Here is a 16513-nt window from a genome sequence, read left to right on the forward strand (position 1 = left end):
CGCTCAGGGCTGGGAGACCGGCGGGCGCAGCGCGGAGACGGCTGCCGCCCAGTCCACCGGGTCGGCGTCCTGCTCGGCGCGGACCAGCAGGTGCGCGCCGTCCACGGCGGTGCCGGTGTCGGGGGCCACGACGAGCGCGCCCGCCGGGACCGTGCCGGAAGTCGCCGTCACCTTGAGCCTGGCCAGCCGCTGGGCCAGGGCGGAGGCCCGGCCGCCGCCGGTGACGACCAGCGGGCGATCCTGCAGGAGCGCCAGGGTGAGCGCGACGTGGGCCGCGGCGTCGCCGCCGGAGCCGTGGTGCACCGCGATCGGCCCTGCGGCGGGTTCGGCCGGCCCGGCCTGATCGGCGGGATCCGGGGAGCCCGGGAGGTCCGGGGACGACACCGTCACCACACGGCAGGTGGCGGCGGCGCGGATCTCGGCGTAGCCGGGGCCGCCTGCCGGGAGCACCACCAGATCCGGCTGCGCCCCGGTGACCAGCTCGGGCAGTTCGGCCGCCACGTCGGCGCTGAAGCGGCTCACCACCTTGGCCTCCGGGCCGCGGGCACGGGCTGCGGCGGCGAGGGCCTCCAGGTCGTGGAGGGTCTCCGCCAGCTCGGCGAGCTCGGAGGACAGGCCGCTGCCGACCTCCAGGCGGCCCTGCGGGTAGGGCCGCAGATGGGCGAGGACAACCTCGGACGGGGGCGTGGCCCGGGCCAGGGTGGCGGTCAGGTCCACCAGTGCGGCGTGCTCGGCGGGGGAGCCTGGGACGACGGTCAGCACCCGGTACGCGGCGGTCACGCCGAGGGCGGCGCGTTCGGCCTCGGCGAGGTCGCGGGCCACGCGCCGGTCGGGGTAGATCCTGCGTAGCAGCGGGCCGGTCATCGCGGTGGTGACGAGGGCCATGACCACCATCAGCGAGTACAGCTCGTTGTCGAGCACGCCCTTCTGCAGTCCGACGGTGAGGATGACGATCTCGGTCAGTCCCCGGGTGTTGAGCAGGGTGGCCATCGCCCAGGACTGCCGGCTGGGCAGCCGCTGCGCCCGCGCCGCCACGTAGGAGCCCAGCAGCTTGCCGCCGACCGCCACCGCCAGGATCCCCGCCAGCGTGCCGAGACTGGACAGGTCCAGCGCGCGCAGGTTGACGTTGAGGCCGGCGACCACGAAGAACATCGGCAGCAGCAACAGTACGGCGAGCTGCTCCAGCCGTTCCAGGATCTCGTGGTTGAGCCGCTCCGCGCCCTCGCGCGGCATCACCGCGCCGAACACGAACGCTCCGAAGATGAAGTGCACGTGCATCCACTCGGTGGCCCAGGCCGAGCCGATGAGGCCGATGAGCACCAGCGACAGCAGGCTCGGGGTCAGCCGTCCCGCCTTCTCGTAGGCGGGCACCAGCCGGGCCAGCAGAGGCCGGACCGCCAGGAACATCACCAGGGCGTACGGCACGGCGAGCAGGACCTTCCACTGCCCCTCGGCGTCACCCGCCCCGGCGATGCCCACCACCACGGCCAGTACGGTCCAGGCGAGCACGTCGATCACCGCGGCGGCGGCCAGTGACAGGCCGCCGAGCGTGATGCGCTGCATTCCCCGGTCGGTGAGGATGCGCGCCAGCACCGGGAAAGCGGTGGCGGACATCGCCGCGCCCATGAACAGCACGAACGCCGGCGTCCTGTCCCCGCCCACATGGTCGCCGGCGATGCCCAGCGCGAGCACGCAGCCCAGGACAAACGGCACCACCGTTGAGCCGAGCGCCACGGTCACTGCGATGCGGCCCTTGCCCCTGACCAGTTTCTGGTCGAGTTCCAGGCCGACGACGAACATGAACAGCACCAGTCCGACATTGGCCAGTGCCTGCAGCGGAGGACGCATCTCCGCGCCGAACAGCTCATCGCCGACCAGCGGGCCGAGCAGGGTGGGGCCGAGCAGGATGCCCGCCACGATCTCACCGATGACCGGTGGCTGGCCGAGCCTTCTGGCCGCCGCCCCGAGCAGTCGCGCGGCGGCGAGGACGATCACCAGATCAAGTAGGAGCAGATCTACGTGGAGCACTTGCGCGCACGCTTCCCGTAAGTAATGAAAAGCCCCGAGAATGACCATGGCGACGTTACCGTGTGCGGGATGCCGCCGCGAGCGCCGCATAAGGTACGGAGGGGAGACGTTGGTGGAAGGTATTGCCGACTATGAGTTCGTCCGTTCGCTCGGAGCGGGCAATCATGGCGAGTTCTATCTGGCGAGGAAACCCGGGCGGTTGCCGGTCGAGACGGAATTCGTCGCGGTAAAGGTGGTCGGGGGGACCGGCAGTGACGCGTTCCGGCGTGCCACGCGGGAGTTGAAGGCATTCGCCGCGGTGCGCTCGCCGTACCTGGTGACGCTCTATGACGCGGGCCAGCAGGGCGGGGTTTTCTACTACTCGATGGAGTATCTGCCCGGCGGGTCGCTGGGCCGGCCTGCCGAGCCGCCGTCGAGGGAGAAGGTGCTGCGCTCGATCATGTGCGTGGCCCATGCCGCGCAGGCGCTGCACGAGGAGGGCATCGTGCACCGTGACATCCGCCCCGGTAACGTGCTGCTCACCGACCTCGGGGGCAAACTCTCGGACCTGGGCCTGTCGCAGGTGCTGATGCCGGGGGCGACGGTGACGGGGATGGGTGGCATCGGGTCGGTGGAGTTCACCGACCCGGCGCTGTTGCAGGGGGAGACGCCCACTCCCGCCGGAGACGTGTGGTCGCTCGGCGCGACGCTGCACTGGGCGGTGACGCGTACCGGTCTGTACGGCGAGCTGCCCACCCACGATCCGCTGCTGACCCTGCGCAAGGTCTACAGCACGCCGCCGTCGGTCCGCACGGACATGGAGCCCCAGCTGTCGGAGCTCGTCCACGCCTGTATCGGGGACGTGGCCAAGCGGCCCACCGCCAGGGAACTGGCCGACCGCCTCTCCGCGCTGGTGGGCTAAGGCCCGGGTTCAGCCCGGCGGCCTGCCGTGTCCGCCCTTCTCAGTCCCCGGGGGAGAGCCGCGTGCCTACCCGGGGGGACGCAGCCGGTACCACTGCAGATCGTCCAGGCGCGTGCCGTCGGGGCCCGGCATCATCCCGTGCAGGATCGCCTCCCGGGTGAAGCCCGCGCTCTCCAGCACCCGCTGCGAGGCGAGGTTGTCCGGTGAGGTGCCCGCGATGATCCGGGCCAGGGAGGTGTGCGTGAAGGCCCACTCCACCAACAGGATCACCGCCCGGGTGGTGAGACGCCTGCCGCGGAACTCCGGCAGCGTGCTGTAGCCCGTCATGGCCTGGCCCAGCGGCGGCACGATCGAGCTGAACTGGAGGTGGCCGGCGAACGCGTCCGTCCGGGCGTCCCGGATGGCGATCTCGGCCCGCTCACCCGCCAGCCAGCGCATGGCCGCCATCCTGCAGAACGCCTCGCTCTCGGCCGGATCGGAGGACTGTGGGCGCACGCTGTGCGCCACGACCTCAGGCAGGCTCTGCAGCGCGTGGTAGTCGTCGGCGTCGGCCGCGGTCAGCGGCGTCAGCCGTACCACACCGTCGGACAGCGAGCCGCCGGGGAAGCCCGGCAGGTACGGCCGCACCCGGTCACCGGAGTCACCGGAGAGCCTGGCGAAGGACACCAGGTCTCCGCGGGTGCCGTCGCGCCGGGGCTCGGCCGAGCGCCGCACGCCCTCACGGTGGAAACCGGCGGCCATCGCGACCTTCTGGCTGGCCAGGTTCTCCACGGCGGCCAGCAGCTCCATGCGCCGTACCCCGTGGGTGAAGGCCCATTCGGTCAGTGCCCTGGTGGCGGCCGTGGCGACTCCGCGTCCCCGTGCCCACGGGGCGATCAGGTAGCCCACCTCGCCGTTGCCTCGCGGGTCGAGCGCCTTGAGCCCGATGTTGCCCAGCCACTCGCCCGTGCCGGCGTCCGCCACGGCGAACGAGGCGCCACCGCTCTCCCAGAGTCGCTCGGCCGTCTTCAGGTAGAAGAGCGCGTCGTCGCGGGTGTACGGCACGGGTACGGCCGGGATGAAGCGGGCGATCTCCGGGTCGGCGCAGGCGCGGACGATCGACGCGATGTCGTCGTCGGCGGGCGGGCGCAGTACTACGGGACCTGCGGGAATCACGTCTCGGGGAAACACGATTCAAGTGTTATCAGTTGCTTTCGTGAGGGGCGAGTCATTTTGGATGGTCTTGTTACGGTCCGTACGGAGCGGGATCACGCGGGCGCGGCCCGCTCCGCGTGGTCTCGGACCGTGACCGGTTACACAGGCGAGGCCGCACCGCGTGTGCCCGGACGGGAATCGGGGGCAGTCGCACGCCGATAACCTTGCGGGCATGGGTTTTCGCAGGCATGGGCCGTTTCAGGTCGGGGATCAGGTGCAGCTCACCGACCCCAAGAACAAGCGCCACACGGTGACGCTGAAGGAAGAGGGGGTCTTCCACACGCACAAGGGCGGGATCCCGCACAGCGAGCTGATCGGCCAGCCCGAGGGGTCGGTGGTGCGCTCGTCGGGTGGCACCCAGTACCTCGCGTTCAGGCATCTGCTCCAGGACTACACGCTGTCCATGCCGCGCGGCGCGGCGGTCATCTACCCCAAGGATTCGGCGCAGATCGTCGCCATGGCCGACATCTTCCCCGGCGCACGCGTCGTCGAGGCGGGGGTCGGCTCCGGCGCGCTCACCTGCTTCCTGCTGCGCGCCGTGGGCACCGAGGGCAGCGTCACCTCCTACGAGCGGCGTGAGGACTTCGCCGAGGTCGCCACCAAGAACGTGGAGAAGTTCTACGGCGGTCCGATGGACCAGTGGCGCCTGGTCGTGGGCGACTTCGTGGAGGCGCTCGACGAGAGTGACGTCGATCGGATCATCCTGGACATGCTCGCCCCGTGGGAGTGCGTGGACGCCGCAGCCAAGGCGCTCACTCCAGGCGGCGTCATCTGTTGTTATGTGGCCACAACAACACAGTTGTCCCGCATCGTCGAAACTCTCCGCGAACACGGGAGTTTCACCGAGCCCCATGCGTGGGAGACCCTGGTCCGTGACTGGCATGTCGAGGGCTTGGCCGTACGGCCCGATCATCGGATGGTCGGGCACACCGGGTTCCTCGTCACCGCCCGCCGCATGGCGGACGGGGTCACACCACCACCCCGGCGCAGACGTCCGGCAAAGGGGGCACAAGGCGAAGAGCTCGGTTCATCCACCAGATGATGACGATTCGGCCACAACGGTGCGTTTACTAGTGACAAGGGGACAGATTGCCGTGTTCTCCTGCTCACAGGGCTAAACGCACCATAAGGGATTAATCATTGCCCACTTAATGTAGCCATACGAACACTGTTCGGCCAGGTAAGGGACAGCCCTCAGATGGGTAGGGTTTTGAGTAGTCGGTCTCGACTGGGAAGGAGGTGACGCCGTGGCAGCTCGCGACGACGCTGAGGCTCGAGCCGCGCAGCGCGAACGGGAGGTCGCTGACCTCACAACACAGGTCTCCTTCCTGCAGGAGGAGCTCACCGCGCTGCGTCGGAAGGTGACGGAGTCTCCCCGGCAGGCCAGGGTCCTCGAAGAGCGTCTCCATGAAGTGCAGGCGAACCTCGCGGCCGTCACCGGCCAGAACGAACGTCTGGTGGCCACCCTCAAGGAGGCCAGAGACCAGATTGTCGCGCTGAAGGAGGAGGTCGACCGGTTGGCGCAGCCGCCATCCGGGTTCGGCGTCTTCCTTGAAAGCAGGGAAGACGGCACGGTGGAGGTTTTCACCGGCGGTCGCAAGCTCCGGGTGAACGTCAGTCCGGCGGTGGAGATCGATTCGCTGAGGCGTGGCCAGGAGGTCATGCTCAACGAGGCGCTCAACGTGGTCGAGGCCCTCGGATTCGAGGAGCTCGGCGAGATCGTGATGCTCAAGGAGCTCCTTGAGGACGGCCAGCGCGCCCTGGTGATCTCGCACGCCGACGAGGAGCGGGTGGTGAAGCTGGCGGAGTCGCTGGTCGGCCAGCCGATCCGGGCCGGCGACTCACTACTGCTGGAGTCGCGCTCGGGCTACGTCTACGAGCGCATTCCCAAGTCCGAGGTCGAAGAGCTCGTCCTGGAGGAGGTGCCCGACATCTCCTACGAGGAGATCGGCGGGCTCATGCGGCAGATCGAGCAGATCAGGGACGCGATCGAGCTTCCCTACCTGCACGCCGACCTCTTCCGCGAGCACAAGCTGCGTCCGCCCAAGGGTGTGTTGCTGTACGGGCCGCCCGGCTGCGGCAAGACGCTGATCGCCAAGGCCGTCGCCAATTCCCTGGCCAAACAGGTGGCGGAGAAGACCGGCCAGTCCGGCAAGAGTTTCTTCCTCAACATCAAGGGTCCCGAGCTTCTCAACAAGTACGTCGGCGAGACCGAGCGGCACATCCGCCTGGTCTTCCAGCGCGCTCGGGAGAAGGCCTCCGAAGGCACCCCGGTGATCGTGTTCTTCGACGAGATGGACTCGATCTTCCGGACTCGGGGCTCGGGTGTCTCCTCCGACGTCGAGAACACCATCGTTCCCCAGCTCCTGTCGGAGATCGACGGCGTCGAGGGCCTGGAGAACGTGATCGTGATCGGCGCCTCCAACCGCGAGGACATGATCGACCCGGCGATCCTGCGGCCAGGCCGCCTGGACGTCAAGATCAAGATCGAGCGGCCGGACGCCGAGGCGGCCAGGGACATCTTCTCGAAATACCTCATCGAAGACCTTCCCCTCCACCCCGAGGACCTTGCCGAGCACAGCGGCAGTCGTGAGGGCACCATCCTGGGCATGATCCAGCGGGTGGTCGAGCGGATGTACACCGAGAGCGAGGAGAACCGCTTCCTCGAGGTGACCTATGCCAACGGCGACAAGGAGGTCCTGTACTTCAAGGACTTCAACTCCGGCGCCATGATCCAGAACATCGTCGACCGCAGCAAGAAGATGGCGATCAAGCAGTTCCTCGAGTCCGGGCAGAAGGGCCTGCGGATCCAGCATCTGCTGGCGGCCTGCGTGGACGAGTTCTCCGAGAACGAGGACCTGCCCAACACCACCAACCCCGACGACTGGGCCCGCATCTCCGGCAAGAAGGGCGAACGGATCGTCTACATCCGCACCCTCGTGACGGGCAAGCAGGGCACCGAGGCCGGCCGGTCCATCGACACGGTGGCCAACACCGGTCAGTACCTCTAGCGGCACGCACGTCGGCGGCGTGACCCCGTCCCGGGGTCACGCCGCCGACGTGCGCGGTTCCGGCCCCCATCCGTCACCGAAGTGAACCGGTGTCACATGGAACCCAACTGATCGAAAAGCCGTCCAAGTGGCGTGCGTGAACATTTCGGCCGGGTCGCCAGGTGACCGGCGAGGGGTCTTCTGGAGCGGCTCGGGGCAGCGGCCGTCTCGCCGAACTCGACCTCCTCCGTTTCGTCGCCGCCATGGCGGTGCTCGCCTTCCACTACTTCATCGCCTTCGCCTCGGTGTGGAAGGCCCGCCCATCCGAGCTGTTCCCCGCGATCTCCACGCTGTCGGGCCTCGGAATCCTGGGCGTCGAGCTGTTCTTCATGATCAGCGGATTCGTCATCCTGATGAGCGTCTGGGGCCGGGGGCTGGGCGCGTTCGCCCTGTCCCGGCTGGTGCGGCTCTTCCCCGCCTACTGGGTCAGCGTCGGTGTCACCGCCGCGGTCTACGGCCTGACCGCGGCCACCGCCCTGGATCCCAAGCTCAGCCTCGGAGGGTACGGGGTCAACCTCACGATGCTCCAGCGGGCCTTCGGCGTCTACGACGCCAACGGCGTCTACTGGTCGCTCTGGGTCGAGCTCCGTTTCTACCTGCTGATCTCGATCCTGGTGCTCGTCGGCGTGACGTTCAAACGCTGCCTGGTCTTCATGGGCGTCTGGCTGCTGGCGGCGGGGTTCTTCGCGGGCAGCCAGAACACCTGGGTCGACCTCGTGGTGATGCCCAAGTACGCGGCGTACTTCGTCGGAGGCATGGCGTTCTTCCTGATGACCAAGCACGGGCCCAGGCTGATCCTGTGGTGCATGGCCGGGATCAGCGCGGGCCTGGCGGTCAACGCGGCGCTCGTCCGGGTCGCCGGCCGGATCGAACTGGTCGGCTATACCGCGATGCCCGTCCCGGAGTGGGCCGTCGTCGCCACCGTGATCTGTTTCTACGTGCTCATGGCGATGGTGGCGCTCGGCTGGCTGAGATGGCTGCGCGGGCGCGGCCTGGTCATCCTGGGCGCGCTGACCTACCCGCTCTACCTGTTCCACACCACGGCCGCGGTCCTGATCATCCCCGCTCTGCGGGACACCCTGCCGCCCTGGCTGACCGCCCTGGCCACCCTGCTGGCCGCGATGGCCTTCTCCTATCTGGTGTACCGGCTCGTCGAACGGCCCGTCCAGGAGTTCGTCAAGGCCAGGCGCCGCCGCCCGGCCGCGCCGCCGCCCCCGATGTCCTTCACGGCGGGCGAAAAGGCCTCGGTGCCATAACTGTCTGGCCACCGGGCATAGTGAAAGGTCTAGGGTCGGGGATATATACGGCGAAGAGGTAGTCCCGGATGAACAGAGGATGCGCATGACGGTACGGCGGGTGATGGGCATCGAGACGGAGTACGGCATCTCCGTGCCCGGACAGCCGGGGGCCAACGCGATGGTGACCTCCTCTCAGGTCGTCAACGCCTACCTGGCCGCCTCGGCGGCCCGAGCGCGGCGGGCACGGTGGGACTTCGAAGAGGAGAATCCGCTGCGCGACGCCCGGGGCTTCGATCTGTCCAGGGAGGTGGCCGATCAGAGCCAGCTCACGGATGAGGATCTGGGCCTGGCCAACGTGATCCTCACCAACGGTGCTCGGCTCTACGTCGACCACGCCCATCCCGAATACTCCGCTCCCGAGTGCACCAACCCGCGAGCCGCGGTGCTATGGGACAAGGCGGGGGAACGGGTGATGCACGACGCCGCGGTCCGTGCCTCGGCGATCCCCACCAACGCCCCGATCCAGCTCTACAAGAACAACACCGACAACAAGGGTGCCTCCTACGGCTGCCACGAGAACTACCTGATGCGGCGGTCCACGCCGTTCGCCGACATCGTCAGGTACCTGACGCCGTTCTTCGTCTCCCGGCAGGTCGTCACCGGCGCCGGCAAGGTCGGCATCGGTCAGGACTCGCGCGGTGAGGGTTTCCAGATCAGCCAGCGAGCCGACTTCTTCGAGGTCGAGGTGGGCCTGGAGACCACGCTCAAGCGGCCGATCATCAACACCCGGGACGAGCCCCACGCCGACCCGGAGAAATACCGCCGGCTGCACGTCATCATCGGTGACGCCAACATGTCGGAGATCTCTACCTACCTGAAGCTGGGCTCCACCGCGCTCGTCCTGGCCATGATCGAGGACGGCTACTTCACCCGCGACCTCGCCGTGGAGAACCCCGTCCAGGCGCTGCGCGCGGTCTCCCACGACCCGACGCTCAAATACGAGATCTCCATGCGCGACGGCCGTAAGCTCACGGCCGTCCAGCTCCAGATGGAGTACCTGGAGCTGGCGCGCAAGTATGCCGAGGAGCGCAGCGGCAACGGGGTGGATGAGCTCACCAAGGACGTCCTGGACCGCTGGGAGTCGGTTCTGACCCGCCTGGCAGAAGACCCGATGCAGCTCTCCAGGGAGCTGGACTGGGTCGCCAAGCTGGAGCTGCTGGAGGGCTACCGCACCCGCGACGGCCTCGCGTGGTCCCATCCGCGCCTGCAGCTCGTCGACCTCCAGTACTCCGACATCCGCCCCGACCGGGGTCTGTACAACCGGCTGGTCGCCCGGGGACGGATGCAGCGACTGGTCACCGAGGAAGAGGTCCAGCGGGCCATCGAGGCCCCGCCCAACGACACGCGGGCCTACTTCCGGGGCCGTTGCCTGAGCCAGTTCAGCGAGTCGGTCGCGGCCGCCTCCTGGGACTCGGTCATCTTCGACATCCCCGGCCGTGAGTCCCTGCAGCGCGTCCCGACCCTGGAGCCGCTGCGCGGCACCAGGGCCCATGTGGGCGAGCTGTTCGACCGTTGCCGTACGGCCGCCGAGCTGGTGAACGCCCTCACCGGCGAGTAGTGATCGCCCACTCGCGGGGTGGGAGTTCGGACCTGCCCGTCGCCCCGCGAGCCGTACGTTCCGGGCGCCGGCTCAGGCCGCGCTGGAACAGCGCGCCTTGGCCAGCATGGCCGAGGTCTGCTCGGCGCTCAACCGCGCCCTCGGATCCTTGCGCAGCAGCCCGCGCAGCACCGGCTCCAGGGCGCCCGCCCGCTGGGGCGCGCGCGCCGGCTCTCGCAGGGCCTCCACCAGAGCGGCCATCGAGTGCACCGTGCGGAACGGGGTCCTGCCCTCCACTGCCATGTAGAGCGTCGCCCCGAACGACCACATGTCCGCCTCGCGGGTGCCGCCCCGGCCGTGCAGGGCCTCCGGCGCGAGGAACGCCGGTGTGCCCCGCGTCGAGGTGCTCGCCGCACCCTCGGGCGCGGCGAAGCCGAAGTCGGCCAGCACCACCCGGTCGCCGGTCAGCATGATGTTGGCGGGCTTGATGTCACGGTGGATCACCCCGCCGTCGTGAGCGTGCCGCAGTGCCTCCAGCAGCCGGCTTCCCATCCCGGCCACCAGCTCGGCGGGGAGCGGTCCCGCCTGCACCAGCGTGTCGTGCAGGGTCAGCGCCTCCAGGAACTCCATGACGATCCAGAGTCGTTCGGCCTCCTCGGCCAGGTTGTGCACCGTGACGATGCCCCGGTGGCTCAGCCGCGCCGCCATCCGCGCCTCGCGGACCACCCGCCGCCGCCGCTCGGCCGCCTCGGGGCCGGGTGGGAGGGCGATCTCCTTGAGCGCCACCTCCCGCTCCAGTAACAGGTCGTAGGCGCGCCAGACGACCCCCGTCGCTCCGCGGCCGACGGGGGAGATGAGTTTGTACCGGCTGGCGACGATAGTGCTCACCCATCAATGATCGCAGTTCTGTACCTCTGCGGCCTAACTGGAACGGTCCCGGCGTGTCAGAGAAAGCTGGGAAATATACAGATCTGACCCGCAGGGGTGGTCAGACGAGGCCGATGCCCAGCAACAACGTCCCCGCGCCCAGGGACACGCCGCCGGCGACAACGGCGGGCACGGTGATCAGGAGCACTCCGGCGGTGCTCGGCGACGACGGCGACATGGAGATCCCCTCATTGGATAGTGATGCTAGCCAATTATTCGATAGCAATGCTATCCAGTTAAGGGGGAAGGATTTGCCTCAGGGAGGTGGAAGGGGGTTCTCTGGCAGGACAGAGCCTCGGAGCGGCCTCGACGGACTCCCGTAAAGATCGCGGGATGATCCGCGCGCAACGGCCGCCGGTTCGGGGAAGATAAGAACCACAAGCGTCCCCCAGGCGGAGGTGCCACAGATGGCGAGCAAGGACACCGGTGGGCAGAAGCAGGCCGGCCGGACCGACAAGGAGGTGGAGGAGACCACCACGGTCGACTCCTCCGACGTCCAGGAACGCAACGAGAAGCTCTCGGACGACGTCGACTCGATTCTCGACGAGATCGACGAGGTCCTTGAGGAGAATGCGGAAGAGTTCGTGAGGAGCTACGTCCAGAAGGGCGGAGAGTAGCGATAAGGGTCCGAACTCCAGGGGCGGGGTAGGGGTGGACTCGCCAGCGAGTCCGCATACCTGTCCTATGGCCGTGCCTGAGGACGACGCATGGCACGCCCAGCTTGCTCCCGTCAGGTGAACGGTCGCGATCTCGAAGAGGCGCAGCGGTAGTCGTACGGCTCCGTCGCGACCTCCAGCCATTCGCCCGCCGCGCCGAGTAGGTCGGCGCGGCGGGCGGCGACGGTTCGCGCTGGGCTGATCCAGGGAAGTGCAAGCAGCACGGCAAGATGAGTAAGGTCGGGCCTTAAAGGACCGCACCTTTGGAGGGAGTCGCGTGGGATCGCATAGGGACCTGCCCGCCGGCATGCTGAATCACATCTTCACGAACAGCGGCATTTCCTCGTTCACGGAGTTCGTCGGGTCCTACGCGCCGGACTTGCTGCCCGGCCGGAACGAGAACCTGGCGGCCCCGGTCGGTGACCGGATTCCCCACGCCACCACGATCGTCGCGGCGACCTGCGCCGGCGGCGTGGTGATGGCCGGTGACCGCCGGGCGACCTCGGGCAACATCATCTCCCAGCGAGACATGGAGAAGGTGTTCCGCACCGACGAATACTCGTGCATGGGCATCGCCGGGACGGCGAGCACCGGCATCGAGATGGCCCGGCTCTACCAGGTCGAGCTTGAGCACTACGAGAAGATGGAGGGCCGGACGCTCTCGGTGACGGGCAAGGCCAACCGGCTCGCCACGATGATCCGCGGCAACCTCGGCATGGCCATGCAGGGACTGGTCGTGGTGCCGCTGTTCGCCGCCTACGACCCCGAGACCGACGGCGGACGCATCTTCGGATACGACGTCGGAGGCGGTCCCTACGAGCAGCAGCAGTACCACTCGATCGGCTCCGGCTCGATCTTCGCGCGTGGCTCGCTGAAGAAGCTCTACCGGGAGAACGCCTCGCCGGAGGAGGTCGTGCTGACGCTCATCCACGCGCTCTACGACGCCGCCGACGACGACTCGGCCACTGGCGGCCCCGACGTCACCCGCAGGATCTGGCCCGTCGTGGTGCAGATCACCGCCGACGGTTTCCACCGCCTGTCCGACGAGGAGGTGGGCGCGCACGTCCAGACCGTCATCGACGAGCGGATGAGCTCCCCCGACGGCCCCGTCGCCCCGCTGCGCTAACAACGAGAGGAACCACCCCAGGTGTCCATGCCTTTTGGATATGTCTCGCCCGAGCAGCAGATGCGAGACAAGGCGGACTACGCGCGCAAGGGGATCGCGCGGGGCCGTAGCGTCGTCGTTCTGCAGTACGAGCACGGCATCCTGTTCGTCGCCCCCAACCCCTCCAGGGCGCTGCACAAGATCAGTGAGATCTACGACAAGATCGGCTTCGCCGCGGTCGGCCGCTACAACGAGTTCGAGGCGCTGCGCCTCGGTGGCATCCGCTACGCCGACATCAACGGCTACAACTACGCCCGGGACGACGTCACCGCGCGCGGCCTGGCCAACCTCTACGCCCAGAACCTCGGCCAGATCTTCACCGAGTCGATGAAGCCGTTCGAGGTGGAGATCGTGGTGGCCGAGGTCGGCGACTCCTCCGACGAGGACCACATCTACCGTCTTACCTTCGACGGGTCGGTGTTCGACGAGACGAGCCTGGTGGCGATGGGTGGCCAGGCCGAGGTGGTCGCGTCCCGGCTCAAGGAACGCTACCGCGAAGGCCTGCCGCTGGCCGAGGCGCTGGAGGCGGCACTGTTCGCGCTGACCGAGCCGGGCGGCGACCGCCCTCCGGCCGACCAGCTCGAGGTCGCGGTGCTCGACCGCAACCGGTCGCACCGCAAGTTCCTGCGGCTCAACGGCCCGAGGCTGGAGCGCCTGCTGGCCAAGGGCACCGAGGCTCCGCCTCCGCCCCCGGCGCCCGCGCCCGAGACGTCCGAGGCTCCGGCGACGGCGCCCGAGGGCGACATCGACACCGGCTCGGCCGGCTGATCGCGCGATCGCGGAGCGCCGTTCCCCCGGGTGCGGCGCTCCGCTGATTTCGCTTGCCGCCGAGTCCCGGGAGGTCGCGGACCGCGACCGTACCGGAGGGCCGGTGCGGCCGGCGTCCGTGTGCGAGCCGGGCTCATGCTTAGCAGTTCACCGCCAGGGGCATAAGCCGTACGACCGAAAACCCCATTGATCCCTCCCGCAAGAGGGGTTCGGCGAATAGTGTGAGGCAATGGATCGTCGCATCTTCGGGCTTGAGAACGAGTACGGCGTCACCTGCACGTTCAGGGGGCAGCGGCGGCTGTCGCCCGACGAGGTCGCGCGCTATCTATTCCGCCGGGTCGTCTCCTGGGGCCGATCGAGCAACGTCTTTCTGCGCAACGGCGCCCGTCTCTATCTGGATGTGGGCAGCCATCCCGAATACGCCACCCCCGAGTGTGACAACGTCGTGGAGCTCGTCACCCACGACAAGGCCGGAGAGCGCATTCTGGAGGGGCTCCTCGTCGACGCCGAGAAGAGGCTCCGCGAGGAGGGCATCGCCGGCGACATCTACCTTTTCAAGAACAACACCGACTCGGCCGGAAACTCCTACGGCTGCCACGAGAACTACCTGGTCGGCCGGCACGGCGAGTTCGGCCGCCTGGCCGACGTCCTCATCCCCTTCCTGGTGACCCGGCAGATCATCTGCGGTGCCGGCAAGGTGCTGCAGACCCCTCGTGGAGCGGTCTACTGCGTCTCCCAGCGGGCCGAGCACATCTGGGAGGGTGTCTCCAGCGCGACCACGCGGTCGCGCCCGATCATCAACACCCGCGACGAGCCGCATGCCGACGCCGAGCGTTTCCGCCGCCTGCACGTCATCGTCGGCGACTCCAACATGAGCGAGACGACCATGCTGCTCAAGGTCGGCGCGACCGACCTGGTGCTGCGCATGATCGAGGCGGGCACGGTGATGCGCGACCTGTCGCTGGAGAACCCGATCCGGGCCATCCGGGAGGTCTCCCACGACATGACCGGGCGGCGGCGGGTGCGGCTGGCCAACGGCAGGGAGGCGTCCTCGCTGGAGATCCAGCAGGAATACCTCTCCAAGGCCCGCGACTTCGTCGACCGCCGCGGCGGTGACGAGATCAGCCACCGGGTGCTGGATCTCTGGGAGCGGACGCTCGACGCCGTCGACACCGGCAACCTGGACCTGGTCGCCCGCGAGATCGACTGGGTGACCAAATACCAGCTGATCGAGCGCTACCGCAAGAAGTACGATCTTCCTCTGTCGAGCCCCCGGGTCGCCCAGCTCGACCTGGCCTACCACGACGTGCATCGCCGCCGGGGCCTGTTCTACCTGCTGCAGAAGCGCGGGGCGGTCGAGCGGGTGGCCTCCGATCTGAAGATCTTCGAGGCCAAGTCGGTTCCGCCGCAGACCACCCGGGCGCGGCTGCGCGGCGAGTTCATCCGCAAGGCGCAGGAGAAGCGCCGCGACTTCACCGTCGACTGGGTGCATCTGAAGCTCAACGACCAGGCACAGCGCACCGTCCTGTGCAAGGACCCCTTCCGCAGCGTGGACGAGAGGGTGGACAAGCTGATCGCAGGAATGTGATGGTCACGCTTCGGCAAGATCGGTTACGGGCTTAACCCATCCATATGCCCAGCCCGATAGTGTGGCGCGAACCTGACGTCTGCTTGAGGGATATCTATGCGCCGCCGCAGCCTGGCCGTACTGGCCTCAGTGCCTCTGTTGTTCGCCGCCGCCTGTGGCTCCGGAGGAAGCGTCGACACCGCCTCCAGTAGTCCCGGCGGCACGGTCCCGGAGCTGAAGGTGACGGGCGCGGCGAACGCCAAGCCCAGCGTGACCTTCCCCGCGAAGGTCGTCGAGACCTCCTCCTACCAGGTGATCACGCCTGGCACCGTCGGCGCCGCCGCCAAGGAGGGCGGCAGCGTGGTGGCCAACTTCACCGTCTACACCTGGGACGGCAAGGAGAACAAGCTGGCCGGCTCGACCTACGACGAGGGCGGCCCGCAGCTCATCACGATCAACGATCAGGTCCCGGAGATCCTGCGCAAGGGGTTCGCCGAGACCAAGGGGGGCGGCAGGTTCCTGTCCGTCGTCGCCAAGGACTCGGTGCCCGCCGAGCAGCAGTCGCAGGTGCCTCCGGGCCAGTCGCAGGTCTTCGTGGTCGACGTGGTCGGCGTCCCCGAGGGCAAGGCGGCTCACGGCACCGCGACCGACCCGGGTCTCAAGGGCGTGAAGGTGGAGAGCCCGGATGGTGACGCCGCGCCCAAGCTCACCACCAAGACCAAGGAGAAGGCACCCAAGGGGCTCGTCGCCAAGACGGTCATCAAGGGCACCGGGCCGGAGGTCAAGTCCGGTCAGTCGATCCTGGTCCAGTACGCCGGGAAGATCTGGGGCTCGGACCTCGAATTCGACAGCAGCTGGTCGCGTGGCGGTGAGCCGATCATGTTCCAGATCGGCACGGGCAAGGTCATCAAGGGCTGGGACGAGGGCCTGGTCGGCGTGCCGGTCGGCAGCCGGGTGCTGCTGAGCATCCCGCCGGACCTCGGCTACGGCAAGGACGGCTCCGGCGATAAGATCAAGGGCACCGACACCCTGGTCTTCCTCGTGGACGTCCTCGCGGCCTACTGACCGCCTACTGACCGCCTCCGGCCTGTTCAGGCCGGAGGCGGCCCCTTCCGGCCTGCCGCACCCTGACATCCTGCGGCGGCGCAAGGAGTGGTTCCTGCGCATGGCGGAGCCGTACACGGTGATGTGATGGATCCCGCGGGCCTTCACCAGAACCTCCCGAGGATGCCCCGGCCTTCAGGCCGGGGAGGAATCGGGAGCGGGAGGGCCGCCCAGGCCCGAGCGTGCCCTGACCAGTCAGGTATTTCGATCAGCTTCTTTCTGCGTCGTGTAGCCGTAGCCGTCCGCGCGCTGAAGATGACGGACATGCCGGTGGTTGATCCCGGCGACGCGACCGTGCCGGGTGGTGATGTCGAACGA

Annotated in this window: 14 protein-coding genes; 10 read left to right on the plus strand and 4 right to left on the minus strand. The window is 68.3% G+C overall.

The features are described from left to right. Window positions 1–3: 3 nt before the first annotated feature. Window positions 4–2028 carry a cation:proton antiporter gene (locus ACIN94_RS23655; protein ID WP_400709679.1) on the minus strand — a complete coding sequence of 675 codons (2025 nt, stop codon included), beginning with the start codon at window positions 2026–2028 and terminating at the stop codon, window positions 4–6. 112 nt (window positions 2029–2140) lie between these two features. On the opposite strand from ACIN94_RS23655, the gene ACIN94_RS23660 reads away from it, so the two are divergent. Next, on the plus strand, window positions 2141–2929 hold the full coding sequence (locus ACIN94_RS23660) for a serine/threonine-protein kinase (protein WP_400709682.1): 789 nt from the start codon (window positions 2141–2143) through the stop codon (window positions 2927–2929). Window positions 2930–2995: 66 nt separating this feature from the next. On the opposite strand, the gene ACIN94_RS23665 is transcribed toward ACIN94_RS23660, so the two are convergent. Next, complete coding sequence (locus ACIN94_RS23665; protein ID WP_400709685.1) at window positions 2996–4099, minus strand: GNAT family N-acetyltransferase; 1104 nt, start codon at window positions 4097–4099, stop codon at window positions 2996–2998. A gap of 196 nt (window positions 4100–4295) precedes the next feature. Here ACIN94_RS23665 and ACIN94_RS23670 point away from each other — a divergent pair, with 196 nt between their 5' ends. The 4 genes from ACIN94_RS23670 (at window position 4296) to dop (ending at window position 10029) form a co-directional block, all read left to right on the plus strand. After that, entirely contained in the window at window positions 4296–5165 is an 870-nt protein-coding gene (locus ACIN94_RS23670) for a tRNA (adenine-N1)-methyltransferase (RefSeq protein WP_400709688.1), read from the plus strand. Between the two features lie 205 nt (window positions 5166–5370). Then, window positions 5371–7134, plus strand: a complete 1764-nt coding sequence (gene arc / locus ACIN94_RS23675; RefSeq protein WP_400709691.1) for a proteasome ATPase — start codon at window positions 5371–5373, stop codon at window positions 7132–7134. Window positions 7135–7295: 161 nt separating this feature from the next. Next, window positions 7296–8429 carry an acyltransferase family protein gene (locus ACIN94_RS23680; protein WP_400709694.1) on the plus strand — a complete coding sequence of 378 codons (1134 nt, stop codon included), beginning with the start codon at window positions 7296–7298 and terminating at the stop codon, window positions 8427–8429. An 85-nt stretch (window positions 8430–8514) separates the two neighbouring features. After that, window positions 8515–10029 carry a depupylase/deamidase Dop gene (dop, locus tag ACIN94_RS23685; protein ID WP_400709697.1) on the plus strand — a complete coding sequence of 505 codons (1515 nt, stop codon included), beginning with the start codon at window positions 8515–8517 and terminating at the stop codon, window positions 10027–10029. 72 nt (window positions 10030–10101) lie between these two features. Here dop and ACIN94_RS23690 read toward each other — a convergent pair whose 3' ends face one another. Next, window positions 10102–10896: a serine/threonine-protein kinase gene (locus ACIN94_RS23690; RefSeq protein WP_400709700.1), complete on the minus strand. Its 795-nt coding sequence runs from the start codon at window positions 10894–10896 to the stop codon at window positions 10102–10104. Window positions 10897–11342: 446 nt separating this feature from the next. On the opposite strand from ACIN94_RS23690, the gene ACIN94_RS23695 reads away from it, so the two are divergent. Beyond that, window positions 11343–11552 (plus strand): ubiquitin-like protein Pup, encoded by a 210-nt coding sequence (locus ACIN94_RS23695; RefSeq protein WP_400709703.1) that lies wholly within the window; start codon window positions 11343–11345, stop codon window positions 11550–11552. A 113-nt stretch (window positions 11553–11665) separates the two neighbouring features. Here the strand turns inward: ACIN94_RS23695 and ACIN94_RS23700 are convergent, their stop codons facing one another. Next, complete coding sequence (locus ACIN94_RS23700; protein WP_400709706.1) at window positions 11666–11815, minus strand: hypothetical protein; 150 nt, start codon at window positions 11813–11815, stop codon at window positions 11666–11668. 53 nt (window positions 11816–11868) lie between these two features. On the opposite strand from ACIN94_RS23700, the gene prcB reads away from it, so the two are divergent. The 4 genes from prcB to ACIN94_RS23720 all read left to right on the plus strand — a co-directional run bounded on the left by prcB (window position 11869) and on the right by ACIN94_RS23720 (window position 16156). Continuing rightward, entirely contained in the window at window positions 11869–12717 is an 849-nt protein-coding gene (prcB, locus tag ACIN94_RS23705) for a proteasome subunit beta (RefSeq protein WP_400709709.1), read from the plus strand. A gap of 27 nt (window positions 12718–12744) precedes the next feature. Beyond that, on the plus strand, window positions 12745–13524 hold the full coding sequence (prcA, locus tag ACIN94_RS23710; RefSeq protein ID WP_400709738.1) for a proteasome subunit alpha: 780 nt from the start codon (window positions 12745–12747) through the stop codon (window positions 13522–13524). Between the two features lie 229 nt (window positions 13525–13753). Beyond that, complete coding sequence (gene pafA, locus ACIN94_RS23715) at window positions 13754–15112, plus strand: Pup--protein ligase (protein WP_400709712.1); 1359 nt, start codon at window positions 13754–13756, stop codon at window positions 15110–15112. A gap of 96 nt (window positions 15113–15208) precedes the next feature. After that, on the plus strand, window positions 15209–16156 hold the full coding sequence (locus ACIN94_RS23720) for an FKBP-type peptidyl-prolyl cis-trans isomerase (protein WP_400709715.1): 948 nt from the start codon (window positions 15209–15211) through the stop codon (window positions 16154–16156). Window positions 16157–16513: the final 357 nt, after the last annotated feature.

The sequence above is a fragment of the Streptosporangium sp. NPDC087985 genome (assembly GCF_044741965.1).
GTDB lineage: Bacteria > Actinomycetota > Actinomycetes > Streptosporangiales > Streptosporangiaceae > Streptosporangium.